This window comes from Streptomyces puniciscabiei (assembly GCF_006715785.1).
Classification (GTDB): domain Bacteria; phylum Actinomycetota; class Actinomycetes; order Streptomycetales; family Streptomycetaceae; genus Streptomyces; species Streptomyces puniciscabiei.
Genome location: NZ_VFNX01000001.1, coordinates 498,858 through 524,557 on the forward strand (window position 1 = coordinate 498,858; position 25,700 = coordinate 524,557).

The 25,700-nt window shown below is 69.4% G+C and carries 22 protein-coding genes and 4 pseudogenes; 12 read left to right on the forward strand and 14 right to left on the reverse strand.

The genetic code is table 11. From position 1 onward, the window contains the following. Nucleotides 1–45: 45 nt before the first annotated feature. Both FB563_RS42730 and FB563_RS43460 read right to left on the reverse strand, forming a co-directional pair. Complete coding sequence (locus FB563_RS42730; RefSeq protein ID WP_167528452.1) at nucleotides 46–405, reverse strand: AtuA-related protein; 360 nt, start codon at nucleotides 403–405, stop codon at nucleotides 46–48. Beyond that, the gene (locus FB563_RS43460; protein WP_208766279.1) at nucleotides 359–1,279 is read right to left on the reverse strand and encodes an acyclic terpene utilization AtuA family protein; all 921 of its coding nucleotides are present in this window, start codon (nucleotides 1,277–1,279) and stop codon (nucleotides 359–361) included. The genes FB563_RS42730 and FB563_RS43460 overlap by 47 nt, the downstream gene beginning before the upstream one ends. A gap of 467 nt (nucleotides 1,280–1,746) precedes the next feature. Here FB563_RS43460 and FB563_RS02260 point away from each other — a divergent pair, with 467 nt between their 5' ends. The 3 genes from FB563_RS02260 (at nucleotide 1,747) to FB563_RS43820 (ending at nucleotide 4,433) form a co-directional block, all read left to right on the forward strand. Then, the gene (locus FB563_RS02260) at nucleotides 1,747–2,607 is read left to right on the forward strand and encodes an alpha/beta fold hydrolase (protein WP_055706186.1); all 861 of its coding nucleotides are present in this window, start codon (nucleotides 1,747–1,749) and stop codon (nucleotides 2,605–2,607) included. Between the two features lie 312 nt (nucleotides 2,608–2,919). Further along, nucleotides 2,920–3,618, forward strand: a complete 699-nt coding sequence (locus FB563_RS02270) for a type 1 glutamine amidotransferase domain-containing protein (protein WP_055706187.1) — start codon at nucleotides 2,920–2,922, stop codon at nucleotides 3,616–3,618. 362 nt (nucleotides 3,619–3,980) lie between these two features. Further along, nucleotides 3,981–4,433 (forward strand): nitrile hydratase subunit alpha, encoded by a 453-nt coding sequence (locus tag FB563_RS43820; RefSeq protein WP_055706188.1) that lies wholly within the window; start codon nucleotides 3,981–3,983, stop codon nucleotides 4,431–4,433. Between the two features lie 399 nt (nucleotides 4,434–4,832). Here the strand turns inward: FB563_RS43820 and FB563_RS02285 are convergent, their stop codons facing one another. Together FB563_RS02285 and FB563_RS02290 are read right to left on the reverse strand one after the other, a co-directional pair. Further along, a complete protein-coding gene (locus FB563_RS02285) occupies nucleotides 4,833–5,762 on the reverse strand; it encodes an NmrA family NAD(P)-binding protein (protein ID WP_055706189.1) in 930 nt (309 codons plus the stop codon). Between the two features lie 163 nt (nucleotides 5,763–5,925). Continuing rightward, the gene (locus FB563_RS02290) at nucleotides 5,926–6,819 is read right to left on the reverse strand and encodes a dihydrodipicolinate synthase family protein (protein WP_055706190.1); all 894 of its coding nucleotides are present in this window, start codon (nucleotides 6,817–6,819) and stop codon (nucleotides 5,926–5,928) included. A gap of 157 nt (nucleotides 6,820–6,976) precedes the next feature. Here FB563_RS02290 and FB563_RS02295 point away from each other — a divergent pair, with 157 nt between their 5' ends. Then, nucleotides 6,977–7,186 carry a hypothetical protein gene (locus FB563_RS02295; RefSeq protein ID WP_055706191.1) on the forward strand — a complete coding sequence of 70 codons (210 nt, stop codon included), beginning with the start codon at nucleotides 6,977–6,979 and terminating at the stop codon, nucleotides 7,184–7,186. Nucleotides 7,187–7,400: 214 nt separating this feature from the next. Here the strand turns inward: FB563_RS02295 and FB563_RS02300 are convergent. The 3 genes and pseudogenes from FB563_RS02300 to FB563_RS02310 form a co-directional block, all read right to left on the reverse strand. Continuing rightward, a pseudogene (locus FB563_RS02300) lies at nucleotides 7,401–8,073 on the reverse strand (enoyl-CoA hydratase-related protein). Nucleotides 8,074–8,251: 178 nt separating this feature from the next. Continuing rightward, nucleotides 8,252–9,295, reverse strand: a complete 1,044-nt coding sequence (locus FB563_RS02305; RefSeq protein WP_142218425.1) for an SLAC1 family transporter — start codon at nucleotides 9,293–9,295, stop codon at nucleotides 8,252–8,254. Between the two features lie 74 nt (nucleotides 9,296–9,369). Beyond that, nucleotides 9,370–10,386: an alcohol dehydrogenase catalytic domain-containing protein gene (locus FB563_RS02310; RefSeq protein WP_055706996.1), complete on the reverse strand. Its 1,017-nt coding sequence runs from the start codon at nucleotides 10,384–10,386 to the stop codon at nucleotides 9,370–9,372. A 239-nt stretch (nucleotides 10,387–10,625) separates the two neighbouring features. Here FB563_RS02310 and FB563_RS02315 point away from each other — a divergent pair, with 239 nt between their 5' ends. Continuing rightward, nucleotides 10,626–11,198, forward strand: coding sequence for a TetR/AcrR family transcriptional regulator (locus tag FB563_RS02315; RefSeq protein ID WP_055706995.1), 573 nt, complete (start codon nucleotides 10,626–10,628; stop codon nucleotides 11,196–11,198). Between the two features lie 360 nt (nucleotides 11,199–11,558). Beyond that, nucleotides 11,559–13,640, forward strand: coding sequence for an ATP-binding SpoIIE family protein phosphatase (locus FB563_RS02320; protein ID WP_055706994.1), 2,082 nt, complete (start codon nucleotides 11,559–11,561; stop codon nucleotides 13,638–13,640). A gap of 220 nt (nucleotides 13,641–13,860) precedes the next feature. On the opposite strand, the pseudogene FB563_RS02325 reads toward FB563_RS02320, so the two are convergent. Beyond that, nucleotides 13,861–14,181: pseudogene (locus FB563_RS02325) on the reverse strand (PaaI family thioesterase); the annotation flags it as partial. A gap of 176 nt (nucleotides 14,182–14,357) precedes the next feature. Continuing rightward, complete coding sequence (locus FB563_RS02330; RefSeq protein WP_055706993.1) at nucleotides 14,358–14,864, reverse strand: winged helix-turn-helix transcriptional regulator; 507 nt, start codon at nucleotides 14,862–14,864, stop codon at nucleotides 14,358–14,360. A gap of 107 nt (nucleotides 14,865–14,971) precedes the next feature. On the opposite strand from FB563_RS02330, the gene FB563_RS02335 reads away from it, so the two are divergent. Together FB563_RS02335 and FB563_RS02340 are read left to right on the forward strand one after the other, a co-directional pair. Next, the gene (locus FB563_RS02335; protein WP_055706992.1) at nucleotides 14,972–15,670 is read left to right on the forward strand and encodes an SDR family oxidoreductase; all 699 of its coding nucleotides are present in this window, start codon (nucleotides 14,972–14,974) and stop codon (nucleotides 15,668–15,670) included. Between the two features lie 12 nt (nucleotides 15,671–15,682). After that, nucleotides 15,683–17,266, forward strand: a complete 1,584-nt coding sequence (locus FB563_RS02340) for an MFS transporter (protein ID WP_055706991.1) — start codon at nucleotides 15,683–15,685, stop codon at nucleotides 17,264–17,266. Nucleotides 17,267–17,383: 117 nt separating this feature from the next. Here the strand turns inward: FB563_RS02340 and FB563_RS02345 are convergent. Continuing rightward, nucleotides 17,384–17,925: pseudogene (locus tag FB563_RS02345) on the reverse strand (HNH endonuclease); the annotation flags it as partial. Here FB563_RS02345 and FB563_RS45120 point away from each other — a divergent pair. Continuing rightward, nucleotides 17,917–18,039 (forward strand): annotated as a pseudogene (locus tag FB563_RS45120) (phosphorothioated DNA-binding restriction endonuclease); the annotation flags it as partial. The pseudogenes FB563_RS02345 and FB563_RS45120 sit on opposite strands and share 9 nt — an antisense overlap. A 155-nt stretch (nucleotides 18,040–18,194) precedes the next feature. Here FB563_RS45120 and FB563_RS02350 read toward each other — a convergent pair. Beyond that, on the reverse strand, nucleotides 18,195–19,250 hold the full coding sequence (locus FB563_RS02350) for an ABC-2 transporter permease (protein WP_079048839.1): 1,056 nt from the start codon (nucleotides 19,248–19,250) through the stop codon (nucleotides 18,195–18,197). Nucleotides 19,251–20,348: 1,098 nt separating this feature from the next. Between FB563_RS02350 and FB563_RS02355 the strand changes: the two genes are divergently transcribed. Then, a complete protein-coding gene (locus FB563_RS02355; RefSeq protein ID WP_055706989.1) occupies nucleotides 20,349–20,549 on the forward strand; it encodes a Rossmann-fold NAD(P)-binding domain-containing protein in 201 nt (66 codons plus the stop codon). Between the two features lie 284 nt (nucleotides 20,550–20,833). Further along, nucleotides 20,834–21,523 (forward strand): SDR family oxidoreductase, encoded by a 690-nt coding sequence (locus tag FB563_RS02360; RefSeq protein WP_341874439.1) that lies wholly within the window; start codon nucleotides 20,834–20,836, stop codon nucleotides 21,521–21,523. Between the two features lie 538 nt (nucleotides 21,524–22,061). Here FB563_RS02360 and FB563_RS02365 read toward each other — a convergent pair. Genes FB563_RS02365 through FB563_RS02375 form a run of 3 tightly spaced genes read right to left on the reverse strand, consistent with a single transcriptional unit; the run spans nucleotide 22,062 to nucleotide 24,831 of the window. Continuing rightward, the gene (locus FB563_RS02365) at nucleotides 22,062–23,246 is read right to left on the reverse strand and encodes a cytochrome P450 (protein ID WP_055706987.1); all 1,185 of its coding nucleotides are present in this window, start codon (nucleotides 23,244–23,246) and stop codon (nucleotides 22,062–22,064) included. Nucleotides 23,247–23,276: 30 nt separating this feature from the next. Beyond that, the gene (locus FB563_RS02370) at nucleotides 23,277–24,632 is read right to left on the reverse strand and encodes an NAD(P)/FAD-dependent oxidoreductase (RefSeq protein ID WP_055706986.1); all 1,356 of its coding nucleotides are present in this window, start codon (nucleotides 24,630–24,632) and stop codon (nucleotides 23,277–23,279) included. Then, nucleotides 24,622–24,831: a ferredoxin gene (locus FB563_RS02375; protein ID WP_030176846.1), complete on the reverse strand. Its 210-nt coding sequence runs from the start codon at nucleotides 24,829–24,831 to the stop codon at nucleotides 24,622–24,624. The genes FB563_RS02370 and FB563_RS02375 overlap by 11 nt, the downstream gene beginning before the upstream one ends. Nucleotides 24,832–25,214: 383 nt before the next feature. Between FB563_RS02375 and FB563_RS02380 the strand changes: the two genes are divergently transcribed. Next, entirely contained in the window at nucleotides 25,215–25,655 is a 441-nt protein-coding gene (locus tag FB563_RS02380; protein ID WP_142218426.1) for a hypothetical protein, read from the forward strand. The last annotated feature ends 45 nt before the right edge of the window (nucleotides 25,656–25,700 follow it).

The following is a 25,700-nucleotide window of genomic DNA, read 5'->3' on the forward strand; positions in this document are numbered from 1 at the left end:
CTCCGCTGGACGCACGGTTTCTCCGCCGCTTCGGTCATGGCTCGCTCAGGATCGCACCAGAGATCGCGGCACCTTGATGCTCCGTGAGCGCAGCCATTCGCCGAGCGCTTTGGCCTGCGAGTCGAGCCGCAGTGTCGAGGTCGCGCCGGTCCCGAGCAGTCCTCGAATGAGGAAGTTGACCGCGCCCAGGTGGGGGAGTTCGTAGCGTGAGATCTCCAGTTCGCGCGTTTCGGGAAGAAGGCGCCGCAGCTCGTCGATGGTGAGGGTGGACTTGAGCCAGTCCCATGCCTCACGGTCGCGTACCCAGACGCCGAGGTTCGCGTCGCCGCCCTTGTCGCCGGAGCGGGCGTGCACGATCTCACCGAGTGGGGCGACGATGAGTTCGTCCGTCCGCGGTGCAGGCACCGATTGCGGGAGCGCCGGCTCGGCCCGTGGCGTCACCTCGCCACCGGTGTCGTCCGGGTTGCCGGGGGCGATGGTCTCCGTCGTGCCGTCGTGGTGATGGACCGTGTGAGTCGTGGTGATGGACCGTGTGATGGAGCGTCCGCTGGTCGAGCAGTGCGGGCCAGTAGGCACCGAACGCGGACCCCGGTTGCAGAGGGCCGAGGGCGTACAGCCCGGGGTAGCCGGACAGGGTCAGCTCCACCACGCGCGAGGAGAAGGCGCGCCCGGCGGCCTGCTGCGTCCCCTGCACGGTGATCCTGAGCAGCTCGGTTCCCGCGTTCTGGGTGTCGGGGTCGTGCTGGGCCTGCCCGATGCGCTCGACGGCGATCGCGTCGAGCCCGCGGGTGGCCTCGGCGTAGCGCTGGACGAATCGCTCGACCAGGGCGGCCTTCGCGTCGAGGTCCGTGCCGGTGAGCGCGAGGATCGCGCTGTTCGTCCAGCCTGCCACCCCTGTGATCGCGACCTTGGTCGTCTCGGGTGGCGCCGAGCCCCGCACGATCTCGTCGTCCGCACCGGGGAACTGGGTCAGGTAGCGGCACGCACTGTGGTCCAGGGCGCTGGCGAGGGCCGGAAGCGTGGCGTGCTGGTAGGCGGCCTCCTGGAACGCGCCCATCAGCGCGGCTGCCTCCCCGACCGCGGCCAGCCCTTTTCCTCTGACATCGCCGATGAGCAGTGGAACACGGCTATGGTCACCTGAGCCGCTACCGCCAGTGCACCGACCAGTCCGGTCAGCCAGGCCCCTCCGAATGAAACGGTGATGGGGGAGCACCACCAAGCCCCGGGTGGGATACCACCGGTGCCGGGTGAAGGCGGAGTGCTGCCTAGGAGGGTACATATTTCCAATGTGTACCAATTATCCGTGAAGCGGCACAGGCGAAAAGCCCCCCTTATGGTCGAACGAACGATATGCCTCCGGGCTGCCACGCCTCCGCACCCTGGATGGCCGGCTCATCCTGTCCCTGGACCGGGTAGGGCAGCACATCGCCGACGCTGAACGTGGGGGCAGGAACGGCAGCGCGGTGCAAAGGCTCGGCCGTCGGCGCCGGACTGCTTGGTGAAACGCGGCCGGAGCGACGTCACCGTCGGCCGGACGGGGAAACCGAAGGCACCGGGATAAAGTGGTGTCGAGGCCGGCGACCGCCCGGGAATTTGGCGAAGAACCTTTGCCCACCACAGCCCGCGGCAGTGATGTCGCGAGATTCTGAGTTCACTCGAATGGCCTCTGCGCCAGGACGAGCCGTCAGGTGCCATCGAATATGGAATCCCGGGCGTCGTCCGACGTCCCCGCACCGAAGGACCGGCATGCGAATATCCCGCGAGTCCCTCCGTATCGTGCACACGGCCCGTTGGGCTGCGGCTCTTCTGGCCGTATCGGGAATCACCTCCGCACTGACAGTCGAAACGGCGCAGGCCGGTGGTCCGGGCGGCGATCCCGGCGGGGAGAAGCCCACCATCGTGCTCGTGCACGGCGCCTTCGCCGACGCGTCCAGCTGGAACGGGGTCGTGCAGCGGCTCCAGCAGAACGGCTACACGGTGGACGCGCCGGCCAACCCGCTCCGCGGTGTCGCCCAGGACTCGGCCTACCTCGCGAGTTTCCTGAAGTCCGTCAAGGGACCGATCATCCTGGTCGGACACTCCTACGCCGGAGAGGTGATCTCGCAGGCCGCCGTCGGAAACGACAACGTCAAGGCCCTCGTCTACATCAACGCGATCATGCCGGACAAGGGAGAGTCGCAGGCCACCCTCGCCGCGAAGTTCGCTCCCGCCCCCCTCACCAAGGTCCTGAAGCTGGTGCCCTTCCGGGGCGGTGACGGCACCACCGGCACGGACGTGTACATACAGCCGGACAAACTGCGCCAGGTCTTCGCCGCGGACCTGCCCACGAGCCAGACCACCGTCATGGCGGCCACTCAGCGCCCGATCGCGATGTCGGCCTTCGCGGACAAGCTCACCGGCGCCGCCTGGCGGAACAAACCCGTGTACGCCCTTGTCGGCAGGCAGGACCGCGCGATCAACCCGGCCCTGGAACTGTTCGAGGCGAAACGCGCCAACGCCCGGAAGACGGTGGAGATCAACTCCTCGCACGTGTCCCTCGTCTCCCACCCACAGGCGGTCAAGAACCTGATCGTCGACGCCGCCGAGGACTATATGCGGAAGAAGTGAAATGGAAGGGTCGTTTTCCCGGACACCTCCAGATCTTCCACGTTGATGGCGCGTACCACAAGGAAGTAGCGGTCCGGACCGTTGCCTGGAGGCGTTGCCGGACCGAGGTACCTTCTGTAGCCGGCGTCGGCCGACGCGCATCCTATTTTTCGGCGCCAGAATTCCATTATCGTTTCGACGCTCACATAGGATACGCGTAAACCAATCGGTCGCAAGTTGCAGTTTCCGAGTTTCCTGCTCACGCTTGTTATGTAAGTCTCAAACTGGCCGTACTGCACCCTCCCCGATTGGCATCTTCCAGAGGAGCATCCCATGGCCAAGATCTTGTGCGTGATGACCGGCGCAAGCTATTGGACCTTGAAGGACGGGCACCGGCACCCCACCGGCTACTGGGCCGAGGAGTTCGTGGCGCCTTACACCGTGTTCACCGACGCCGGACACGAGGTCACCGTGGCAACTCCGAGGGGGGTCATTCCCGTTGTGGACACGATGAGCCTGCGGCCCGGTATGGCAGGTGGCGAGGAGAACTCCCTCCGGGAGGAGGCCGTCATCGAGAAGGCCGAAGAGCTGCGGCACCCCATCTCCCTCAAGGACGTGCGTCTCGATGACTACGACGCGGTCTACTACCCCGGAGGCCACGGCCCGATGGAAGACCTTTCGGTCGACCCGGACTCCGGGGCGCTCCTGCGGGAGGCACTCGCCTCCGGCAAACCCCTCGGCGTCGTGTGCCATGCCCCGGCCGCCTTCCTCGCGACCCGTGACGCGAACGGCGAGACGCCTTTCGCGAACTACCGGGTGACGGGTTTCTGCAACGAGGAGGAGGCCGGTGTCGGTTTCGCCGACAAGGCAAAGTGGTTGCTGGAGGACGAGCTGAAGAAGCTGCCCACCGACTATTCGCGGGGCCCTGCCTGGGAGCCCTACACGGTCGCGGACCGCAACCTCATCACGGGCCAGAACCCGGCGTCCTCGGGGCCGCTCGCCAAGGAACTCGTCAAGGCTCTGTCCTCCTGAAAGCAAGGGGCGTCGGCGGGCGCCTGAGCCCCGGATGCCGGACCGTGCTCGCGCCACCCGGGGGCGACTGCTGCCGGCGGCAGCGAGCGGATCGCCGACGCCTCAGCAGCCGAAGCTCCTTCCTGCCTGGGGCCTGCATTGGGGGACGCCACGCAAGCCGCACACCGGTCCGCAGTCGGCACGGGCGCAGTTGAATTGATCGATCTACGGAGGTGGAGTCCGGCCGCGCAACTGTCGGTGCCTTGTCGTAGGTGACGGGCCGTCCGCCGACCGAGCCCTTGTGTTCGTCCCCGGGCACACCCGGTTGCCGGGCTACATCCGCGTACAGACCGGAGTCGTCGACATCATCCAGCCCGCCCCATGTGCTGCCGGACACCAACGCGCACTTCCTGGGCGAGAACCCGCAGCACGTCCACACGGTCCGGTTCGACTCACGCGAACTGTGGGGCGCCGACGCCGAACGCTTCGCCCTCACCGTGGACATGTACGAGAGCTACCTGGAGACCACAGCACGACCACCACCGTCGGCGGCCCGGACCTCCTTCCGTGGCCTTGCGCACCGAGGCACTGGAGCAGCTGCTCACCGAGCGGGGGGCCTGATCGACCCACAGGTGATGAACGGGATCATCCGCCAGTACGGGACCAACGCGGGCCCGCTCAACGGGGCCAAGGTCGTCGCCAGGGCGTGGACAGACCCCGACTACCGGCGGCGCCTGCTTCAGGACGGCACCGCCGCCATCAACGTCTTCCCCGGCTGGCTCCACACCTACTGGCTCACGCGCGCCGTCCGCACAGGCGCGGTCGCGCTGCACTGACGCCCGCGATCAGCCTGGCCGCAATGGACGGCTTGGTGATCACCGGTCCCTGAAATCCCCGGCGCGAGCGAGCCGCCTGTCCCTGGATTTGAGCGGGAGAGGCGCTTTCGGCCCAGGACTCGGATGCCTGGTGTGACTTCGGCGCCGAGGTGCCGGACCACTCCGAGCACATCCGCTCCGCCGTCCAGGGCGGCCAGCGTTGGGCCGCGCACATCCGGCGGGTGCCCACGGCGAGCCCAGGAGGAAGGTGATGCCGCTCTCGACGTCGAGGAGGCCGCGCTGTTCATCCTCAGCGCCGTGGAGGGCACGCCAATGGCGCCCGCGGCCGCCAAGTCTTCCGCTCTTCGATGCCGTTCCGCCTGTCGGAGAGTGCGTACACCGCACCACGAGGAACCGGATTCACAGGCTGAACAGGCTGGGGTTGTCACGGACGTAATCGGCCACCCCCGATGGCGGCCGCCCGGTGACCTGCTCGACACCGTCCGCCTTGCGGTCGTATCGATTCTCGGCGTGAAGACGAGCCATGGTGGAGATGTGCTGAAAGGCATGGTCCGGCAGGCCCAGCGGTCTGAGATCGTCGTTGATCCATTCCTGCAGCGGGACGTCGGTGTACCCGACCGGTCGTCCCAGAGCTGCGGAAAGCTCTGCCGCCATGGCCGCGGTGTTCTCCGAGCGCGGGCCGGTCAGCTCGTAGATTCGGCCGATGTGCGGGCCCGGATCGGCCAGGATCTCCTCAACAACCGCGGCGACGTCCCGAGCCGCCACAGGGGAGGTTTTCGCCCGGCCGAAGGGCAGTCTGATGGTTCCGTTCTTCGCGATCGAGGAGAAGCCGACACGGAACAGCGGGTTCTCCATGAACACGGTGGGCCGGATCTCGACGACGGGCAGGCCTGACCAGCCGAGGACCTGCTCCACCAGCCAGTGCTGCCGCTGCTGCACGGACTCGGAGGTGCTGGCGAGATCCATCTCCGAGACAGTGAGCTGCGACATGTTCACGAACACTTCCAGGCGTCCGTACGCGCGGGCGACGGCCGCTGCCGTCACGGCAGCCTCGAGATACTGTGCCGACACGCCCATGCCGAAGTACATACGTCCACAACCGGCCAGGGCGTCGGCCACGTCGACCGCGCGCGTCAGGTCTCCGACGACGACCTCGGCTCCCGTCGCGCGCAGCGCCTCCGCTCGCTCGTCCTCGCGATGCACCATGGCGCGGACGCGCAGGCCCCGTTGCCTCAGCCCCTCGACCACAGATCGTCCGACGGCACCGACACTGCCCGCCGCGCCCGTCACCAGTACGGGCAGCGCACTGGCTTCCGGGGTGCCGTCCATAGGAGCAGACTGGGGTGTGCACCTCCCCGGCGCAAGCGGAGGCGGCCGTCCTCGCCGAGGTTGTGCCATGCAGTCACCGTCTGGCAAGCAGGTCGGCCAACCGGCCCAAGGAGGATGCTTGTCGCGTTGGCTCCGTCATGCCGGCAGTTCGCAGCACTCGTTCTCAGGTGCTGAGCCCGAGGACGTCCAGCGCAGCCGCGACGTCCTGGCGCGCCGACGTGTCCGGACCACGCAGGGGACGCGGCAGATTCGGCTCTTTCGTCAAGCCGAGGTGAGACGCAACGGCGGACATGACGCGTAGGGCGCCATGACGGCGGAAGAGCACCCACAACGGCTCGAGTTGATCGGAGAGTTCCGTGGCCCGCCCTGCGTGGCCGGCCTGGGCGGCGCGGGTGAGCATGAGAGCGGTCTGGGGGAACATGCCCCCGAGGACCGAGTACCAGGCGTCGGAGCCGGCGTTCAGGCCGCGGACGGCCGCCCAGTCGCCGCTCACACCGATGGTGACCGTGGCCGGGATCAGCGCCCGCAGCGCATCGATACGGGCCTCGGCCCGGGCGGGTTCGTCGGGCACAGCCGGGGTCTTGATCGAGCCCACGTTCGGCAGCCGGGCGATACGGCCGTGCAGGTCGTCGGTGAAGTGCACTTGCGTGGTCCGGGGGTTGTCGTACACGCACAGCGGCACGGACAGCTCACGGGTGACCTCTTCGTACAGGCCGAACACTTCGTCTTCCGTGAGCGGCTGATACGTCATCGGGGCGAGCAACACTGCGTCGGCCCCGGCCTTCTGCGCATCCTCGGCCAGGGCGAGGACCTGCGAGGTACGCAGCGCACCGATACCGACCATGACGGGGACACCGTCGGCTGCCTCAACAGCGATCTTCGCGGCACGTGCGCGCTGTTCACGGGTGAGATACGCGTAACCACCCGTGGAGCCGAGCGCCCCGATGGAGTCCACCCCGGCGGCCGCGAGGCGGGCGACGAGCGCCGCGTACGACGTGTAGTCGACGCCCTGCTCGTCGGTGGGCGTGAGAGGGAAGGCGCTGAGGCCGCGGAACATGACGGCTCCTGGAAGCGATGAGAACGGGCGGTAGTCGTTCGGCAGCCGTGTGCCGCCTTCGGCGTGGCGCCTGCAGACGCGACCCGGACCAGGATGCATGCGGCATCCACCTGAGGGTGTCTGACCACGCATTGCCGGGCGTGCCAGCATCCTGACCATGGTCGATTGCGATGCGCAGGAGGATGGCCGCGCCGTCCGCGGCTTCAGCATGGCTGACGACCACCTCACCGGAGAGGTCCAAGCCGCTGCTGGACTGCGGCTCTTCGGAGTGACGGTCGTTGATCTCTTTGAGGGCGTCCCATACCTCGCCACCGGTCGACCGCTGTGCGGGATCCTTGGCCAGAAGACGGCTGACGAACGGCGGTGAGGCTCCCCTGCAGAACTGCGGGTCGGCGCGCAGGTTGCGCAACCGGTGGAGTCAGCCTGACGAGCGGAGGCCAGCCCCTCGCCGACGGAATTCGGGGTGCCGCGGGAGTCGGCCGGCTTGCCGTGGCGCATCCGGGCGGTGGCGATCACGGGCCGGGAGGTGGGGGTGCGGTTTTCGTGCCCCGCCCGGGCCGGCGACCGCCCCCGGCATGGCGTCAGCCCAGCGGGTTGGTCGTGTCGCGGAGCAGGGTGAGGACAGGGGCGTACATGCGCGTCTTGATGGTTCCGAGGCTGTCGCCGGCCTTGCTCGCGTGCGCCAGGGCGAGTTCGAGGGCGGCGGTGCGCAGGGCGTCCTCGTCCACTGCCTGGTCGACGATTCCGGCGGCGGCGGCTTCCTGGCCGCCGAAACGGCGGGCGGAGACCATGGCGTGCTGGGCTGTCTGCGGGGTCAGCCGGGACTGGATGAGGGCGGACATGCCGGGAGTGAAGGGGATGTTGATCTCTGCCTCGGGCAGGCACCAGAAGCCCCGGTCGGCGCGCATGAGACGGAAGTCGTGGGCCAGGGAGAACATCGCTCCGGCGGCGAAGGTGTGTCCCTGCAGCGCGGCAACGGTGATCAGCGGGAGGGACAGGAACCTTGCGAACAGGCCGTGGACGGAGCTGACGTAGTCCAGGCGTTCGTCGCTGTGCGCGGCGAGCCATTCGAGATCGAGACCGTTGGAGTAGAACTTCCCGGTCGCAGCGGTCACCAGGGCGCGGGGGGCCTTCGGACTTCTCCACCTCGTCGAGGGCTGCTTCGACTGAGGCGATCCAGTCGGGATGGAAGCGGTTCTCCCCGTCACCGAGGTCGAGAACGAAGACGGCGTCGTGGCGGTCGAGCGTGGGCATGAGGGCTCATCGGAAAGGTGTCGGTGGTGCAGGGCACATTGGCCGGGTGGGGTCGGAGTCGTCTGCTGGGCCGCAGATCCGGGACTGCGGGCTGTCACCCTCCGCTGAAGCGGCCGGTCGGCGCTCGAGGAACACGGTGATGCCTCTGGTATGCGCCTGTCCGTCGCCGGAGCGGAAGTCAGCCGGCAAGCACTCGCCGGGCCCGGTGGCGCAGGCTGGCCGCGGCCAGCAGACACAGCGCCGAGGTCGCGCCGGCAAGGAGGATGCCGGTGAGTACCGGCCCTGCGGGAAGTGCGGACGCATGGATCCAGCGGATGGTGAAGTTGGTGGAAGCCGCCACCGGGAAGCTGAAGATCCACAGGCCCGGATGGAACGCGGTCTGGCGCAGCTCGGGGACCAGGAAAGCGACGAGGAGGACGGTGAAGAGCAGGGTCCCGGCGAAGCCGTAGCCGACGGCGTCGAAGACGCCCTTGTGGACGGCGGTCCAGGCGATTCCGCCGGTCGCCGGTGGGATGGTCAGGACGGTGAGGGCCGGGCGGGCGGGCCCGGGCAGGGGGCCACCGGTGACGAGGCCGCCGAGGATGACGGTGCCGAAGGCGAGCCAGTACAGCAGCCCCACCGCGAAGGCGGCGTCGGCGATGCCGGGCAGTCTGAGTGTGGATGCGACGGCGCTGGCGACGAAGGGTGCGGAGGAGACCGGCAGCAGATAGCCCGGGTGCAGAGCGGTGGTGCTCAGGGTGCCCGTGAGCCAGTGGGCGAGCAGGCGTGCAGCGATGAAGGCGGCCAGGACAAGGAATACCGCGTAGACCCAGCGTGCTTCGGTGAGTTCGAAACGGGAGAAGTGGCCTGTGATCAGCATGCCGATGAGGGGGACGTACCCGAAGGTGAAGCCGTCGCCGGGATGACGCAGGTCGTGGCGCAGGTTGTGCCATCGGGCCCCGCCATGGCGCAGGTACTGGACCAGCAACACCAGCCAGATCAGCCCGCTGAAGGTGAACAGCGCGTCGCTGACCTGCAGAGCGGCCGGAAAGGTGGTTACCGCCGCCTGCCAGGCTCCCCCGAGGCCGGCGGTGCCGAGGGAGATGGACAGGAGCCTGATCCGTGCGGCGCGGGTCGCATGGGGACCGTGTACGTCGGGGACGATGTCGGCGGCTGGGCGTACAGGGCCGCTGTCGCGCGGGGCCGTGCTGGTGTGCTCTGTCGTGTCGACCATATCGGTCATGGGGGAACCTCAAAGGGATTGCCGGGGGTGCGGGCCGGGACTCGCCTGCCCGGCGGCGCAGGGCGTGGCGGTGGTCAGGCGGCCATGTCGAGGACGACGCGGAAGCGGGCCTTGCCCGAGAGCATCCGCTCGTAGGCGTCCATGGCGTGGGTGAAGGGCATGGTCTCGGTGGCGGGGCGGATGCCGTGGGCGAGGCTGAAGGCGAGGTTGTCCTCGTTCTGGATCGAGGATCCGGTCAGGCTGCCCACGATGCGCCGGGTGCCGAAGATCAGGTCGGCCGTGGCGACCGCCAGTGGGTCGGGGGCGGCGCCGACCACGACCAGGCTGCCGCCCGGGGCCAGCCCGCGGACCAGTGGGTTCATGGACGTACCGCTGGACGCGGTGGCGACGATCAGCGACGCGCCGCCCAGGTCGGCAAGCGCCGTGCCGGGGTCGGTGACGGTACTGTCGATGTACTCGTGGGCGCCCAGTTCCCTGGCGAGTTTCTCCTTCTCCTGGCCGCGGGCGATGGCGGCCACGCGGTGTCCGAGGCTGCGTGCGTACTGCAGGGCCAGGTGACCGAGCCCGCCGATCCCCTGTACGGCGACCAGGGCGCCCGCGCGGGTGGGGGCCTGCTGGAGCGCGGTGAGGGTGGTCAGTCCGGCGCACAGCAGCGGGGCGGCCTGTACGGCGGGCATGCCGTCAGGGATGCGCACCAGTCCGCTCGCGCGGGCGTAGGTCACCTCCGCGTATCCGCCGTCGATGGTCGTTCCGGTCTGTTCCTGGTTGAGACAGTTGACGAAGTCGCCGCGGCGGCACGGTTCGCACTGCCAGCAGTGCCCGTTCAGGAAGCCGACGCCGACGCGGTCGCCGGGCCCCCAGGCGGAGACGCCCGGGCCCACGGCGTCGATCACGCCGACGATCTCGTGGCCGGGGACGACGGGGCGTGACGGGTCGGGGCGCAGTCCCTCCACGGCCAGTACGTCGGAGTGGCAGACGCCGCACGCCTCCACCCTGAGCCGGACGTGTCCGGGCTGCGGGTCGACCAGCTCGCGCTCGACGAGCCGGAGCTGGTGGACACCGGTGGCCTCGAAGGCTCGGTACGCGGACATGGTGCTTCTCCTCGGTGCTGCTGCCTCTGCCGACACGGGGAGGGCCGAGGCGGGGGTGGGGACCGGCATCCAATATGACCGGTCACTTCAATATGACCGGTCGCTTTAAACTTAGTCAAGCGGGTCCGAGGGCCGAGCTGTGGGCCGCGAGTCGTCGCGCGCGGGATTCACCTCTCGGTGACCTTGGTTTGACCTGCGGCAAGGCGACCGGACATATTGACCCCGAGGTGGTGGTGAGGATGGCACGCGCGTCCAAGCGCGAGGAGATCGCGCAGGCGGCCCTGGAGCAGTTCCGCACGCGGGGCTTCCATGCCACCGGCATCAGCGACATCACGTCGGCGGCCGGGGCTCCCAAGGGCTCGTTCTACAACCACTTCACCAGCAAGGAGGAGAGCGCCCTCGAGGCGCTGAGCCGCTACGCCGCCGGGTTGCGGTTCGACCTGCTCGACACGCCCGGGCGCCCTGCGCTGGAGCGACTTCGGGCGCACTTCGAGTTCCTGGGCGCGGACACGGTCGACAGCGGCTTCACCCGCGGATGCCTGGTGGGCAACCTGGGCGCGGAGGTGGCGGATCACTCCGAGGAGATCCGTTCCGCCGTGCAGGGCGGCTTCCAGCGGTGGGCCGCGCACATCCGGCGGGTGCTCACCGAAGCACAGGAAGCAGGTGAGCTGGATGCCGCTCTCGACGTCGAGGAGGCCGCGCTGTTCATCCTCAGTGCCTGGGAGGGCACGCTGATCGCGGCCCGGGCCGACAAGTCCTCCGCTCCCTTCGACGCCTTCTTCCACATGGTCTTCGGCGTCCTCCTGCGCTGATCACGGGCGGCCGCCGAACACTCGCAGGCACCGCCACCAACACCAAGGCTCGACCCGGACCGCGAGGCAGGCGTGGGCGAGCCTGGGCGCCCCGGATCCCACCCGCACGCGTGCGGCGTGCGGCGTGCGCGGGCCCGATGCCAGGCCCCCCGGACCTCGGACTGCTGCTCATGCAGCGATGGGGAAATGGAGCGCTCGCCGAAGCGCCCACCTGCGACATTCGCTCAGGGGTTCCTCGGGCGGTTCCACGACCTGCGGAAACGCTTGAGGCCGCAACGGCGGCAGCTCAAACACGTCTCGGCATGCGAGGGAGCGGCGCGCAGGAGCCAGGAGCAGGCTGGATGGGGGAGGTGGGTTGCCGTGGCGCACAACGAAGCTATTTCGCCCGTCGAGGGTGCGGCGGTACTGGAAGCTCTGTTCCACCAGTCCCCGACCGGCCTGATGGTCCTGGACAGGGAGCTGCGAATCCTGCGGATCAACGTCGACACGCCGTTCCTTCACACAGCGCCTCCTGAACAGATCATGGGCCGACGCGTCACCGACGTGTATGACTTTTCCACGCCCGGCGAGGTTGAGGCGATGCTGCACGGCGTGCTGGAGAGCGGCGCGCCCGCACGGGGGCGACTGGTGGCGGTGCGTCCGAAGGGTGCGCCGGGCCCTGAGTACCTGTTCTCCGTCTCGGCGTCCCGCCTTGAGGATGCGCAGCGGAGGATCTTGGGGGTGCTGACGGAGATCCTCGATGTCACCGAACGCGAAAAGGTACGTGCCCGTCTGCGCGTCCTCGGCTCGGTGCGCGAGCGCGTGGGACAGACCCTGGACGTGGTGGCCACCTGCGAGGAACTGGTGCGGGCGGTGGTGCCAGACCTTGCCGACATCGCCGTGGTGGACGTGGTGGACGCAGTGGTGCGGGGCGAGGAACCTCCGCCGAGTCCTCTCGGGCGGGAGGTGCCGCTACGCCGTGCCGCCTTCGGCCGCAGTGGCGGCGAGCAGCAGCTTCAGGCACATCCGGTGGGTGACGTGCGCGCTCTGCCGTTCCCGACGCCTTACGCGCGGACGCTGAGCGACCTCAAGCCCCGCCTCGTCGCCCTGGGCCCCGAAACACCCTGGCTGGCGGCCGTCCCGCAGCGCGCCGAGGCGATCCGCGCCTCCGGCGCCCACAGCCTCATCACCACACCCCTGACGCTGCGGGGAACCGTGCTGGGACTGATGAGCCTGTACCGCACCGACCAGGGCGACCCCTACGACCAGGGCGATGTCACCCTCGCCGTCGCAGTGGCCGCTCACACCGCGCTGTGCATCGACAACGCCCGCCGCTACACCCGCGAACACACCATCGCCTTGACCATCCAGCGCCACCTGCTGCTTCCCCACGCTACGACGCAGACCACCGTTGAAACCGCGCACCTGCACGTGCCCTCCGAGGTGGGCGGAGGCAGCGGGTTCGACACCTTCGCCCTCTCAGGCGGCCGTACCGCACTGGTGGTCGGTGAAGTGGCCGGCCAAGGCATCCATGCGGCCACCACCCTGGGACAGATACGGACCGCCACGCACTCCCTGGCCGCGCTCGACCTGGAGCCCGACGAACTACTCGCCCGCCTCAACGACACCGCCATCAGCCTGGCCGAGGAACGCGCAGCTCTGCCGCCCGGCGATCCCATGCCGCTCACGGGAAGCTGCGCGTACGCGGTCTACGACCCGCTCGACCAGACCTGCAGCATCGCCCTGGCCGGTCACCCCCCACCCGTCGTCGCCCATCCCGACGGGAGAACTGAGATCTTTCACCTGCCGAGCGGACCTCCCCTGGGCAGTACGGAAGGACCCCCCTTCGCCGCCACCACGGTCTCTCTCACCGACGGCAGCGTCCTTGCCTTCTACACCCCGTCGCTCCTGCACGCCTCCCAGCCCCCCGAGACCCTGCAATGGGTATTGGCCCACACTGACCGGCCACTGCAGGATCTGTGCGACGACGTGCTCTACCGCCTGCGGAACGACACCCGCCACGGCGACGTCATCCTCCTCCTCGCCCGCACCCACGCGTTCCCCGCGGACCAGGTCGCCATATGGCATCTCGACCACCACCCCAAAGCCGTCGCCACGGCGCGCACCCAGACCCAGGACCAGCTCACCCGTTGGGGAGTGGATGACGAAACCGCCTACACCACGGAAATAATCGTCAGCGAACTGGTCACCAACGCCATCCGTTACGGCACCCCGCCGGTGCGGTTGCGGCTCATCAAGGACCGCACGCTCACCTGCGAAGTCCGCGACAGCAATTCCCTCGCGCCTCGACTGCGCCACGCGAAGACCATCGACGAAGGCGGGCGCGGCTTGTTCATCATCGCCCAACTCGCACAGAACTGGGGCGTCCGTTACTCCCTCGACGGCAAGACCATCTGGGCCGAGCAGACTCTCCCGCCCTCAACCTCGCCCAGTCCCCAATAGCGGTCGTAGCGAACCCGAGGCCGCCCTGATCGTCGTCGGCCAGCCGTATGCCTCCCGCTGCGACCGATGGCATCGCGTTCCCCAGGACGACGAATCCGTCCTCCGTGAATGCTCGCGCAGGGTCTGACAAAAGGGAGAGCACCTGGCCGATGCCGCCTGGACGGGTCCGCCAGTCCCATGGGCCCCTCTCTGGCGCCGGGCATGGTGATCAGCGGGTCGGGCGCAGGAATTTCAACGTCAGGCCGATCGAGGCGTACCGCATGCCCTGGGGCAGTACGGACTGCACCGCGCAGCCGGCCGCCGAGTCGAGGAGCGTGGCATGGACGCCGCCGTGGACGCCGTCGATCGGGTTGTAGTGTTCCTCGCCCGGCACCAGGACGAAGACCGCCCGGCCGTGCTCGGCCTCCTCCAGGGCGAAGCCGAGGGCGGCGGCGATCGGCGGGGCGGGCAGGCGCCCGGCCAGGATCTCGCGGAGGAAGTCCAGACCGCTGTGGTGAGGGAGGGCGCCGGCGGAAAGGGCGGGGTCTTCCCAGCCGAACACACGCGATCTGTGAGTTGCTGCCTTGCCGCTCCTGTCCCACCGGTCGCGTCGGCACGCAAAGACCTCTTCGACGTTTCCGGCATGCGGCAGTTCCTCAGGGGTGTGTTGTCGGTGTGCCGTGCCGGGCGGCCATGGCGGGGTCCCACTTCCGCGGTGGCATCGTCCTGCGGGGCGTTTCAGCCGCCGCTGGGTTCAGGGCTGTCCTGGCCGACGCGGATGAGGCCCGGGCCGGCATCGACGAACGAGTCCCCGACCGGCACGTCGTGGCCGTCGTCGCAGCGGAGCACCGCGTGCACCCCGGCACCGCATTCCTTGTGGCGTACGACCACGGGGGGACCTTGTTCGTCCGTGGCCCACCTGTCGCCCCATTGCCGAAGCGCCACGATGACGGCCCGGAAGTCCCGGCCCTTCTGGGTCAGTTGATAGGCGTACCGGGTCCGCTGGCCGGGCTCCTGGTAAGGGACGCGCTCCAGGAGACCGGCGGCAGTCAGTTCTTTCAGGCGCGCCGCGGCGGCGGGTTCGCCGATGCCCACGCGCTTGGCGAAGTCATCGAAGCGGCGCGTGCCGAAGAACGCCTCGCGCATGATCAACAGCGCTGTTCTGTTGCCGACGATCTCCAGAGTCCTGGCAATGGAGCAGTTTGCCATGGACCAGGCGTCCCGTTCCTCCAGCAGGTCCTTCATCTCTCCACCTCCACCTGACTTGCCTCGTTCAAAGTCAGCCTATACCGTCGTGGCTGACTTCTAAAGACGTAAGCCAGCCGGGGTGTGCGCATCCCGAGGGAGGAATCATGGACATCAGCACAGCAACCGTCCTGGTCACCGGAGCCAATCGCGGACTCGGCCGGGCACTGACCCAGGAACTGCTCGCGCGTGGCGCGACCGTGTACGGGGCGGCCCGCCGACCCGACCAGATCGATCTGCCCGGCGTGAAAGCGATACAGCTCGACGTCACCGACCCCGCCTCGGTCGCCGCGGCTGCCGAGGAGGCCCGTGACATCACGGTGCTGATCAACAACGCCGGCAGTTCCACGGGCGCCGACCTGCTGACCGGCAGCTGGGACGCCGTCCGCCTGGAAATGGAGACTCACTACCTGGGCACCCTCGGCATGATCCGGGCTTTCGCCCCCGTGATCGAGTCCCAGGGCGGAGGCGCCGTCCTCAACATCCTGTCCGTGCTGTCATGGATCAGCTTCCCCGCCGTCGGCGCCTACGCCGCCGCCAAGTCCGCGGAGTGGAGCCTGACCAACGCGGTGCGCCAGCAGCTCGCACCGCGGGGTATCACCGTGTCCGGACTCCACGTCGGCTACATGGACACCGACATGGCCCGCCATGTCGACGGGCCCAAGACCGCCCCGGCGGACGTCGCCCGCGCGGCCGTCGACGGCATCGCCTCCGGGGCCGCCGAGATCGTCGTCGACGAGCGCAGCCGCCAGGTGCAGGCCGGCCTCCCCGGTGGCGTCGCCGCCCTTTACCCGCAGCTCGGCTGAGACGAGAACGCCATGACTTCCACTCCTTCCCCCGCCCCGGGCCGGCTCAGGCCGACCGGCCGGCCAACCGGCCTCCGGCCCTCCCCCGACCAGCCTTCCCGGCTCGCCGCCGCCGTCACGCTCATCGCGATGTGCCTGGGCGCCATGACGACCTTTCTGCTGATCACCGCATCGGTATCGGCTCTGTCGGCCATCCAGGACGACCTGCACGTCTCCCCGACCGGCCTCGTCTGGATCCCCTCCGCCTACACCCTGCTCGTGGCCAGTCTGGTGATGTCCGCGGGCACCATCGGCAACCTCTACGGCCGCAAGCGCACCTTCGCCACCGGTGCCGCGATCATGATCATCGGCTCGCTCATCGTCTACGCGGCGGGTTCGGTGGGAGGCGTCATCGCCGGCCAACTCGTTTCCGGCCTCGGTGGCGCGCTCATCCTGCCCAACAGCCTGGCCATCCTGGGAGTCACCTTCCCGGACCCTCACCGCCGCACCGAAGTCGTCACCATCTGGGCCGCCTCCTCCGGCATCGGGCTTGCCGCCGGCCCTCTGATCGCGGGCACACTGCTGGACCACTTCCACTGGAACACGGTCTTCCTGTCGACCGCCGTCCTCGCCGTGGTCACCCTGGCCGCCGCCGTCCTCGTCGCCGAATCGCGCGGCCCCGAGGGCAAGTTGGACATCCCCGGCCAGGTCCTGGCCGCCCTGGGCATCGCCGCCCTCGTCTACGCCCTCATCGAAGGCGGACACGACGGCTACACCAGTCCCCGCATCCTCACCGCCTGGATCATCGCGGCCGCGGCCCTGACCGGTTTCGTCCTCGTCGAGCGCGCCGCCCGCACACCCATGCTGGACATCACCCTGTTCCGGTCGGCGTCCTTCAGCGCCGTCATGTTCGTCGCGGCCGTCTCCCTGTTCGGCTTCACCGGCCTGGCCATCCTGACGGTGCTCTTCTACGAACGCGTCCAGCACCTGTCCGCCCTGGCCGTCGGATGGCGGCTGCTGGCCTTCTTCGGCGTCTACGTCATCGTCAGCTACGCGACCGGACGCGTGATCCGCCGCACCGGCTTCAAGCTCCCGCTGACCCTGGGCTTCCTCATCGGAGCCGCCGCCACGGCCGGACTCACCACGCTGGATCCGACCGCCCCCTACGCCCGGGTGTGGTGGCTGTTCGCGCTCTTCGGAGCCGCAAGCGGGATGGTGGCCGCGCCCAGCACCGCCGCCGCCCTGGTCAGCGTCTCCCACGAACGCGCCGGCATGGCCTCCGGAGCCGTCAACGCCTTCCGCCAGATCGGATCCGTCACCGGCTCCTCCCTCCTCGGCGCACTCCTCGCCAGCCGGCTCCAGTCCCAACTGCCAACCCGGCTCGCCACTCATCACGTCCCCCGAGCAGCCTGGCCCGCCGTCGAGCACGCCGTCTCCACCGGCAGCAGCGGCCACCGAGCGGCCCCGCCGAACGTGACCGCCGCCATCGGCGACGCCTTCACCTCCGGCATCCATGTCGGCATGACCGTCATCGCCGCCGTATTCCTGTGCGCGGCCCTCGCCTCAGCTCTGCTGGTACACAACCGACCGCACCAGACCAGGGTCATGACGAACTGACGTGCGACATCCGCGAGGAACGCCGAGAACCGTGGACTCGCCTGCGCCGCAATGCCGACGAGGCAGGGATGGACGGTGCCGGGCGGCCGTAGCAGCGCGTGGCTCGCTGGGAAAGACCTACCGGGCGTGCCAGTTACTGTGAGCGGCCGCGACGGGGCATGCGCAGGGCTGTGGGCCGACGAGTGGACGGCCCGCGAGGGACATGACGTGGTCGCGGCGGCTGGGCTGTGGCCGACGAAGCGCTGTGAGACCAGGGTTTGCTGATCGTCTCCCCCACCGAGGACGGCTTTGCGGAAGAGCTTGTGGTGCAGCGAGCACAGGCACAGCACGTTGTCGATCTCGTCGGGACCATCGGACGCCCACCAGCGCACATGGGCGGCCTCCAGCCCGACCGGCACCGCGCCGACCCTGCCGTCGCAACCACAGAACGCGCACCGGTACTCGTAGGCGGTCAGCACCAGCTCCCGCATCCGCCGGTCCCGCTGCCTGCGTGCCGCCGAGAGCTGCCCGGTCTGCGCCGGCTCCAGTTCCAGGCCGACGGCTTCGCACAGTTCGCCATGAGGGGAGGGCGGGAAGTGCAGGTCGGGCAGCAATCACGCGATCCTGCCCCGCAGTTGCGGCCCGCGTCGCAGAGCTGCTCTCAAGTCCGGCACGAGCCGGTCAGCGACGGCGTGGGGGGAGTGCGCACCGATCGCGGGCCCGGCAGCCCCGGAAGCGGAGTGCGGGATCTCAGGGAGACCGGTGCCACCGGGCGCCGGCGCAACGCGCTGAGACTCGGCAGGAACACGTACTCGCCACCACGGGTGATGACGTAGCGCTCGACGTCGTGCAGGCGACGCCGGACGGGCGCTGGGGATCGTGAAGACGCTTGTGCCGACGACCGCGAGAGGCCGACGTCGCCGCCGGCGGCTGCGATGCGGCAGTGCGCTCATCCAGCGCCGAGCGTGGCGGCCTGTGCGGTCGCTCGGCTGGCGGGGTGACGTGCACGCCACACAAGGAAGACCGACGAGGCGACCAGGCACCACACGGCGAGCACCACATACGGCTCGACGTGCTGGTTGTGCGGGAAGTAGATGGCGTTGCGCTGGGCGTTCACCGACGCGCCCGGCGGCAGGAACCGCCCCAGAAAGCCCAGGACCGGAGGGAGCAGCGGCCAGGCCACCGCACCCCCGGACGAGGGGTTGCCGAGGATGACCAGCAACAGCCACGTCGGCAGCATCGCCCAGCGGCCCAGGAACGTGTGGAACGCGGTGAAGATCATGCCCGCCGTGATCATGGTGAAAGTGCAGATTCCCCATGACTGGACGAACGGCAGCCGCACCACACCGAGCACCCAGTCGGCCATGACGCAGATCCACAGGCCACCCAGCACGGAATAGCCGGCCGTAGCGGCGATACGCTCGGCGGGGCGCAGCGCCTGAGCATGCACTCCGAGCTGGATGGCACCGACGAAACCGAGGATGGTCGACCCCAGGGCGATGTAGAAGAGAGCCAGCCCCTGCGGGTCCGTGGCCGGAAGCGGTTTGACGTCCCTGACCTGCACCGGGATGCCGAGGGACCGGCCCACCGCCGGGGCACTCTGGCCGAGAACCCGGGCGACCGACGCCCCCGCCGCGCTCGCCACATCGACCTCCACCCCGGCCGGTCGACGCTGCAGGATCGCGAACTCCCGCTGGGCGTCGACCGCGGCGAGGGCACTGCCGTAGTCAGGGTACGGATGAAGGACCAGCGACGTGCGGAGCGTGGTCTCCAGCGCGTTGGTGAACCGGCCGCCCGCGACCGACTTTCCCGTCACCGCGACGGGGATGCGATGCGGTACGGGATTGGCCATGGCCCAGCAGTAGGCGCCGACGAAGAGCCCGGCCAGGGCCGCGATGATCAGCGAGATCACCACCGCCGGCAGGAAACGCGACGACGTCAGTCGCGGCCATCTGCCGTGTCGGGGCGGCTGAGGCGGCGCCGCCGCAGACCACCGCTCTCCCATGGCCGTGATCGTACGGTGGGCGCCGGGCGAGACCCGGCTGCCGCACCGCACGCGTCACCGGCATGCCGCAACGCGAGCGAGCGCCGGCTCACCATGGTGCAGCGGTGCGCAGCATTGCCCCCGTCCGCTCAGCTCACGGGTCCACAGACCCCTCGCCATGCGGTGCGGAGTGAGCGTGCCAGTGCCTGGCGGCAGGCGCCGGCCAGGCGGAGCGGTGTCCGTGGCGCCGCGGAGGTGATTCAAAGCAAACGAGCTGTCCAGGAGGTCCCACCCACATGCGCGGCGCCCCGTCGTCTTGGCCGTAGCCTGATATGGGCTTCCGCCTCGGGCGTGACGGCCTGATCCGCGGGCGCTGAGAGCGGTCCAGCAGGCCGGACACGCCCCTCCTGCTCGAACCCGCCGCCAAGTGTGCAAGTCGTAGCGAGAAGCGTCGTCCTGGATCTCGGCGGCGTTTTTGCCGTGACCGTCAGGCTGCCTGGTAACGGCCGGGGGGCGCGGCCGCCGGAGTCGACGCCCTGACGGGTGCGACACATGGGTCAAGGGCTCAGGACGGGTCCTCCGCATCGGCTTTGAGCCGGAGTCGAGTCGACGGCGGCCGTCGGGGGGCGGCACGTGGTGTGCGGTCGGTGGAGATGGTGGGCGCCGTAGCGTTCGATGGCCAGGGGCGCGGCGTCGTCTCCCGGTTCGTGGCCGACGTGCTCCAGCAGATCGCGGTGGATGTGGCGGAGCAGGGCCTCGGGTCCGGACGTGGGCGCGGAGGCGGCGCGCTCGGGGAGTGGAGGTGCTCCGTGTGGAGTGGTCGCTGAACCTGACACGGGAGCCTTGCGGCCGGGCGTCGTCTCACATGCGTCGTCGTGGCATTCGATGCACGCTGGCTATGGAGAGGCTTCTTGTGTGGGCAATCTTCGTACGCGACGACCCTGCCGTCCCGGCGCGGCCCGAAAGAAGGTGGGGATCGAGGACCGGCCTTCTGGTCATGAGTCGCCATGGGTGAGAGTCGCGCGTGCACCTGGGGGCGCCAGGACGCGGTCCGGCTCAAAGCCTCCCATCGCCGGGTCGACCCTCACCGATCGGCAGGCGGCAGAGGGAAGGAGCGCGATGGAGGCCACCTACATCGCCGCCTGGACCGTCTCCGGGGCCTTCGTTCCCGTCCTGTCGGGCAACGGCGGCACCACACTGACCAACATGCTGTCGGCCGCCTCCTTGGCCTCCTGGCCGGGCTTCCCGGGGATGCGGCCTCCAGCAGCCCGGCGGTCACGGACGGGCGCGATGTCTGAAGCACTGCGGGAGCACTCGTGATCGCACTGGCGAACGACCGGGTCGAAGTCCTCACCGACCAGCGCACCCGGCAGGTCGAGCATGCTGCGCGGCAACCCGTCCAGCGGTGAGGAGGTGCCGGCCCGGTCCGGCGGGGCTGCCCCCACAGGATCAACGCCTGGTTGCCTGCGGCAGCTCGACGAGGTGCTGGATCAGTCCTCAGGACAACCTAGGCAAGACCACAGCGCGGGAGGAATCATGACGGTTGAGCCGACTGCGGGTTCGGAACCCGCGACCAGGCCCTGCACGGGCAGACCCTCGTCGTCATCGGCGGGAGCGCGGGCATCGGGCTGGCGACCGCACGGCTCGCCCGTACCCAGGGCGCCGGCGTGGTCCTCACCGGACGGGACCCCGAACGCCTGCACACCGCCGCCAAGGAGGCCGACGCCCTCAGCACCGCCGCCTTCGACGCCCATGACCCGGAGCAACTCGAACGGTTCTTCCAGCAGCTGCCGGGGCCGCTCGATCACGTGATGATCACCGCGGGCGGCCCGTCCTACGGCCGTCTTCTCGACATGGACGCCGCCCAGGCGCGCCGGGCCATCAGCGACCACATGGTGCTCGCCCTCGAGGTCGCACGCCACTGCGCCGGCACCGTACGGCCGGGCGGCACGCTGCTGCTCATGGGCGGCACGGGAGCCCGCCGCGTCCGGGCCGCCCTCGGTGTCGCCCCCGCGGTCACCGCCGCGGCGCCCGCGTTCACGGCCAGTCTCGCCCTCGAGCTCGCACCGGTCCGCGTGAACCTGATCGCCGCCGGCTTCGTGGACACGCCATTGTCGGCGCGGCTGCTCGGCGACGCACTCGACGCCCGCCGCGAGGAGCTGCGCGCCATGCTGCCGATCGGCCGCGTAGTCGTACCCGAGGACGTGGCGGCTCTCGCCGTGCACATCATGACCAACACCGCCCTCACCGGTGCGACCTTCGACGTCGACGGAGGCCAGCAACTCGTCGGCTGAGCCGCACGTCGTTGGCGGTCATTCGCCACGCATCGCGATGGCCCGGATTTGTGTGCTCCGCACTTGTCTGCGGGACGGGACCAACAACGTCATCAGTGCCGCGAGTACTTCCTGGGGCCGGCCACCCAGTGGCCGGTGCCAGGAATGACTACCCTCCGCACCGTCGTGGGCGACGAGTAAGCGGCCGTCCTCGTCGCAGCGGTCGGGTGCCACCGATGCCGGTGGCGCCCGCCCGCACCACTCATCCTGGCCTATCGCGATGGCGGCGTCGGGCATCTCAGGCGGGCTCACCGGTGAAGAGAGCGTGCGTCGGCACGTAGTGCCGCGGCTCTGTGTGCAGCGGTGGTGAACGGCGTTGTCCGGTGAGCGGCACACGGGGGGCATGTGTCTTTATGAAACATTCTGCCTACTTATGATGAAATAGTCAGATGTAATCCTTTCATCGTCAAGCCCCCTCTCAGGATTGATTGAACGATCGCGGCGGCGTCCGGCGCCCTCTTGCCGCTGCGGCCTGACGAGGGCGCCGTGCCCCTCGGCTTCATAGGTGGATGGGCAGGTGGCGGGGTCCGCGGAGCATCGCGTTCTGCCGGTACCGGGGCGGGTCTTCCACCAGGCGAGCGCTGCCGAGATGGGGAAGCAGCGCGCCGAGCGCGGCGTAAGCCTCGACGCGGGCCAGGGGTCCGCCGTAGCAGGCGTGGATGCCGCTGCCGAAGCCGAGGTGCTGGTTGTCCGGGCGGGCGGGGTCGAACCGGTCGGGATCGCGGAACCGCATCGGGTCGCGGTTGCCCGAGGCCAGCACCAGAATGACGGACGCGCCTGCGGGGACGAGGGTGCCGGCGATGTCGATGTCGGCGTGCGGGATGCGCTCGCGCATGTGGACCGGGGGCTCGTAGCGCAGCAGTTCCTCCACCGCACGCGGCAGCAGCTCCGGTTCCCGGCGCAGCCGGTCCAACTGCTCGGGCCGGCGCAGGAAGGTGAGGGCACCGTTGGCGATCAGGTTGACCGTGGTCTCATGTCCGGCGATGAGGAGCAGTACGGCGGTTTCCGCGAGTTCCTCGTCGGTGAGCCGCAGGGACGGGTCCGGCTCGTTGACGAAGGCGGAGAGCATGTCGTCGCCCGGCTTGCCACGGCGCTGCTCGGCCAGGTTCAGCAGGTAGCCGCCCATCTCCATCCGTGCCTGGTCGCCGGCCTTGTCCGGCTCGGCGGTGTCCTCGTCGGGCCTGACGTCGGCGGCTGCGACGATCGCGTCGGACCAGGCCCGGAAGAGCGGCTCGTCCTCGTGCGGCACGCCGAGCAGGCGGCAGATCACGGTGACAGGCAGCGGGTAGGCGAAGTCGTCGACGATGTCGACCTGCCGGCCCGCCTCGAAGGGCTCCAGCAGTTCCTTGGTGATCCGGTCGATCTCGGCGCGCATGCCGTCGACCCGGCCAGGGCTGTGCGGAGGCCCGAAGGGCCGCATGGCGAGCGTGCGCAGCCTGTGGTGCTCGGGGTCGTCGAGCCGCAGGAACGGCGGCTTGTGGGTCACCTCGCCGCGGGTACGGGGATCGGCACTCATCCGTGGGTCGTGGAGCAGAGCGGCGATGTCGTGGTAGGTGCCGATCAGGTAGCTGCCGTCGGCCTGCGGCACCACAGGACCGGCCTCGCGGAGTTCCGCGTACAGCGGATAGGGGTTGGGGCGGCTGGCGTAGTCGGTGATCCGTGCCAGCAAGGTCGCGGAGTCCATGGTGGCTCCTCGTAGAGGGCGGGAGGTGGGCTACACCACCGTCAGCCGGCGGTCGGGAAGGTGACCGGTGAGTGCGACGGTCGGGCCGTGGGACAGCACGGAGGGGTCCGGTACGGCGGAGGGGATCGTGATGTCGGCGGCGATCGCACGGTCCTGCGCACCGGGCGGGGGCGGGAAGGGAGCGCCGGTCTCGATCAGGTGCCGGTAGTAGTCGAGCGCCTTGGCCATGTCGACGGTGACGGCGGCGGTGACCCGGCCCTGGTAGCCGTAGACCATCGCGAGCCGGCGTGCCTCCAGGGAGCCCTGGGCGATGACCACGTGGTCGGAGTAGGTGGGGACGCCCACCGACTTGATGTTGAGTCCGAACTGGGTCGACCAGAAGACCGGGATGGCCAGGTGCGGGCGCTGCAGCGGACCCGGGTTGACCATGTTGTGGGCCGCGACCGCGGCCTGCTCGACCGCGTTTCCCCAGTGTTCCAGGGACAGCATCTGGTAGCCGAACAGCGGGTGGGGGAAGCGGGAGACGTCGCCGGCCACGAAGACGTCGTCGGTGACGATCCCGTACATGTTGAAGGCCCGGCAGCCTGCGTCGCAGGCGATGCCGCGTGGGCCCGCCGCCAGCCCGGACTCCGCCAGCCACTCCACGTTGCGGATCGCGCCCAGCGCCACGACGCACACGTCCGCCTCGACGCGGCTGCCGTCGGACAGCTGCGCGCCGGTGAAGGCGCCGTTACCGTTCAGGGCGGTGACTGTCACTCCGGTGCGCAGGTCCACGCCGTGGTTGCGCTGCATGACGGCGGCGAGCTTGGACAGGGTGCCGCCGAGCGCACCTACCAGGGGTGCGGGGCCGCGTTCGGCGACGGTCACCTCAAGGCCCAGTTCCCGGCAGGCGGAGGCGATCTCGGAGCCGGTGAAGCCGCCGCCGATCACCAGTACCCGCTCTGGTCTCGCGGCCAGCCGCTCGGCCAGTCCCGCGCCGTCCTCGCGCGTGCGCAGGGTGAACACCCCGTCCAGCGCGCCTTCCTCCGGGTTGGGCCAGGGCCGTGCCCGGGTGCCGGTGGCGATCAGCAGCCGGTCGTACGGCAGCGACTCGCCGTCTTCCAGCAGGACCCGTTTCGCCAGCAGGTCCACGCCGGTGGCGCGCACGCCGAGGCGCCACTCGGCGTCCGGGTCCCGCCGCATCGGCAGCTCGAGGGTGTGCGCCGTCGCCTGGCCCAGCAGCACCTGCTTGGACAGCGGCGGCCGGTCGTAGGGCGCATGGGGCTCGTCCCCGACCACGGTCAGAGACCCGGTGAAGCCCTCCTCGCGCAGCGCCTCCGCGGCTCTCAGCCCGGCCAGCGACGCGCCGACGATGACGATACGGCCGTCTTTCGGGTCACCGGGCACCGGTGCTCACCTCTTCCCCGAGGAGGATCGCCTGCACCGGGCACGCCGCCGCGGCCTGGCGTACCCGCTCCACCTGGTCGTCCGGGACGGCCGTGGCGTACAGCAGCCCCTCTTCCCCGTGCAGCTCGAACACCTCCGGGGCGAGGAACACGCACTGTGCATAGCCCTGGCAGCGTGTGAGGTCGACAACGGTCCGCATCTCCACCACTTCTTCCTCCGTTGTCACACCCCCCTCCTCTCCAGCATGGGGCCAGACCCGGGTGCCTGCATGCCTTGCGATCGAGAGCGGGGATTCGGGCCAGCACGATGAGAGAGAAATGGATGAACTCCCGGTAACCACCCTCCAGTTGTTCATCAGCCTTCAGCGGTGACACCTCACCGAAGCAGGGGTGCACCCTGCGGTCAGCTCGTGCAGGTGACCCGAGTCACTGTCGCCGCCCCACCATTTCCATACAACGTATGGTTATCCTGGCAGGGTGATTCCATACAACGTATGGAATCGTTGCCCGGACAACGCCAGGCGCCTCACATCGCCTGCAAAGCAGCCGTTGCTGCAGCTCGCACCAACCGGAAGGAAAGATCATGAAGAAGCTCACGAGGCGGATTGCTGTCGCTGTTTCCTCCGTGGCGGTCGCGGGTGTCGCCGTTGTCGGTGCCGGGGGCACCGCTTCGGCCGCGACTCCCGCATCCGTGCACGTCCAGCGGTCGGCCGTCGGCGTCAACGCCGCCGACTACCGTTGGGACCACGGCGTCGGCTACCTGATCGAGCAGGGCTATTGCTGGGACGCACACCGTGGCTGGCACCACGACGACCGTGTCACCGGCTCGTCCTGGCACAGCCGCGACGGTCGCTGCCACCGCTGGGACGACGAGGGGCGCGGGTGGAAGTGGGACAGGTCGTACCGGCACAACTGGAACCGCTACGAGTGCGACGGCCGGGACTGGGGCCACCACGACCAGTACCACGGCGACCGGGACTACCTCGGCTGGGACCACTACGACCGGAATCGCGGTGACCGGTGAGACAGGTACTGCTCGTGCCCACATGGGCCGAAGCCGTACCCCTCG

What these genes read in the sequence shown, in the direction of transcription:
- FB563_RS02260 (WP_055706186.1), top strand. Translation starts at nt 1,747, where the DNA reads ATGCGAATATCCCGCGAGTCCCTCCGTATCGTGCACACGGCCCGTTGG.
- FB563_RS02380 (WP_142218426.1), top strand. Translation starts at nt 25,215, where the DNA reads ATGAAGAAGCTCACGAGGCGGATTGCTGTCGCTGTTTCCTCCGTGGCG.
- FB563_RS02350 (WP_079048839.1), bottom strand. Translation starts at nt 19,250, where the DNA reads ATGGGAGAGCGGTGGTCTGCGGCGGCGCCGCCTCAGCCGCCCCGACAC.
- FB563_RS02365 (WP_055706987.1), bottom strand. Translation starts at nt 23,246, where the DNA reads ATGGACTCCGCGACCTTGCTGGCACGGATCACCGACTACGCCAGCCGC.
- FB563_RS02315 (WP_055706995.1), top strand. Translation starts at nt 10,626, where the DNA reads ATGGCACGCGCGTCCAAGCGCGAGGAGATCGCGCAGGCGGCCCTGGAG.
- FB563_RS02340 (WP_055706991.1), top strand. Translation starts at nt 15,683, where the DNA reads ATGACTTCCACTCCTTCCCCCGCCCCGGGCCGGCTCAGGCCGACCGGC.
- FB563_RS02310 (WP_055706996.1), bottom strand. Translation starts at nt 10,386, where the DNA reads ATGTCCGCGTACCGAGCCTTCGAGGCCACCGGTGTCCACCAGCTCCGG.
- FB563_RS02335 (WP_055706992.1), top strand. Translation starts at nt 14,972, where the DNA reads ATGGACATCAGCACAGCAACCGTCCTGGTCACCGGAGCCAATCGCGGA.
- FB563_RS02330 (WP_055706993.1), bottom strand. Translation starts at nt 14,864, where the DNA reads ATGAAGGACCTGCTGGAGGAACGGGACGCCTGGTCCATGGCAAACTGC.
- FB563_RS02285 (WP_055706189.1), bottom strand. Translation starts at nt 5,762, where the DNA reads ATGGACGGCACCCCGGAAGCCAGTGCGCTGCCCGTACTGGTGACGGGC.
- FB563_RS02295 (WP_055706191.1), top strand. Translation starts at nt 6,977, where the DNA reads ATGGTCGATTGCGATGCGCAGGAGGATGGCCGCGCCGTCCGCGGCTTC.
- FB563_RS02305 (WP_142218425.1), bottom strand. Translation starts at nt 9,295, where the DNA reads ATGACCGATATGGTCGACACGACAGAGCACACCAGCACGGCCCCGCGC.
- FB563_RS02355 (WP_055706989.1), top strand. Translation starts at nt 20,349, where the DNA reads ATGGAGGCCACCTACATCGCCGCCTGGACCGTCTCCGGGGCCTTCGTT.
- FB563_RS02270 (WP_055706187.1), top strand. Translation starts at nt 2,920, where the DNA reads ATGGCCAAGATCTTGTGCGTGATGACCGGCGCAAGCTATTGGACCTTG.
- FB563_RS02290 (WP_055706190.1), bottom strand. Translation starts at nt 6,819, where the DNA reads ATGTTCCGCGGCCTCAGCGCCTTCCCTCTCACGCCCACCGACGAGCAG.
- FB563_RS02375 (WP_030176846.1), bottom strand. Translation starts at nt 24,831, where the DNA reads ATGCGGACCGTTGTCGACCTCACACGCTGCCAGGGCTATGCACAGTGC.
- FB563_RS43460 (WP_208766279.1), bottom strand. Translation starts at nt 1,279, where the DNA reads ATGTACCCTCCTAGGCAGCACTCCGCCTTCACCCGGCACCGGTGGTAT.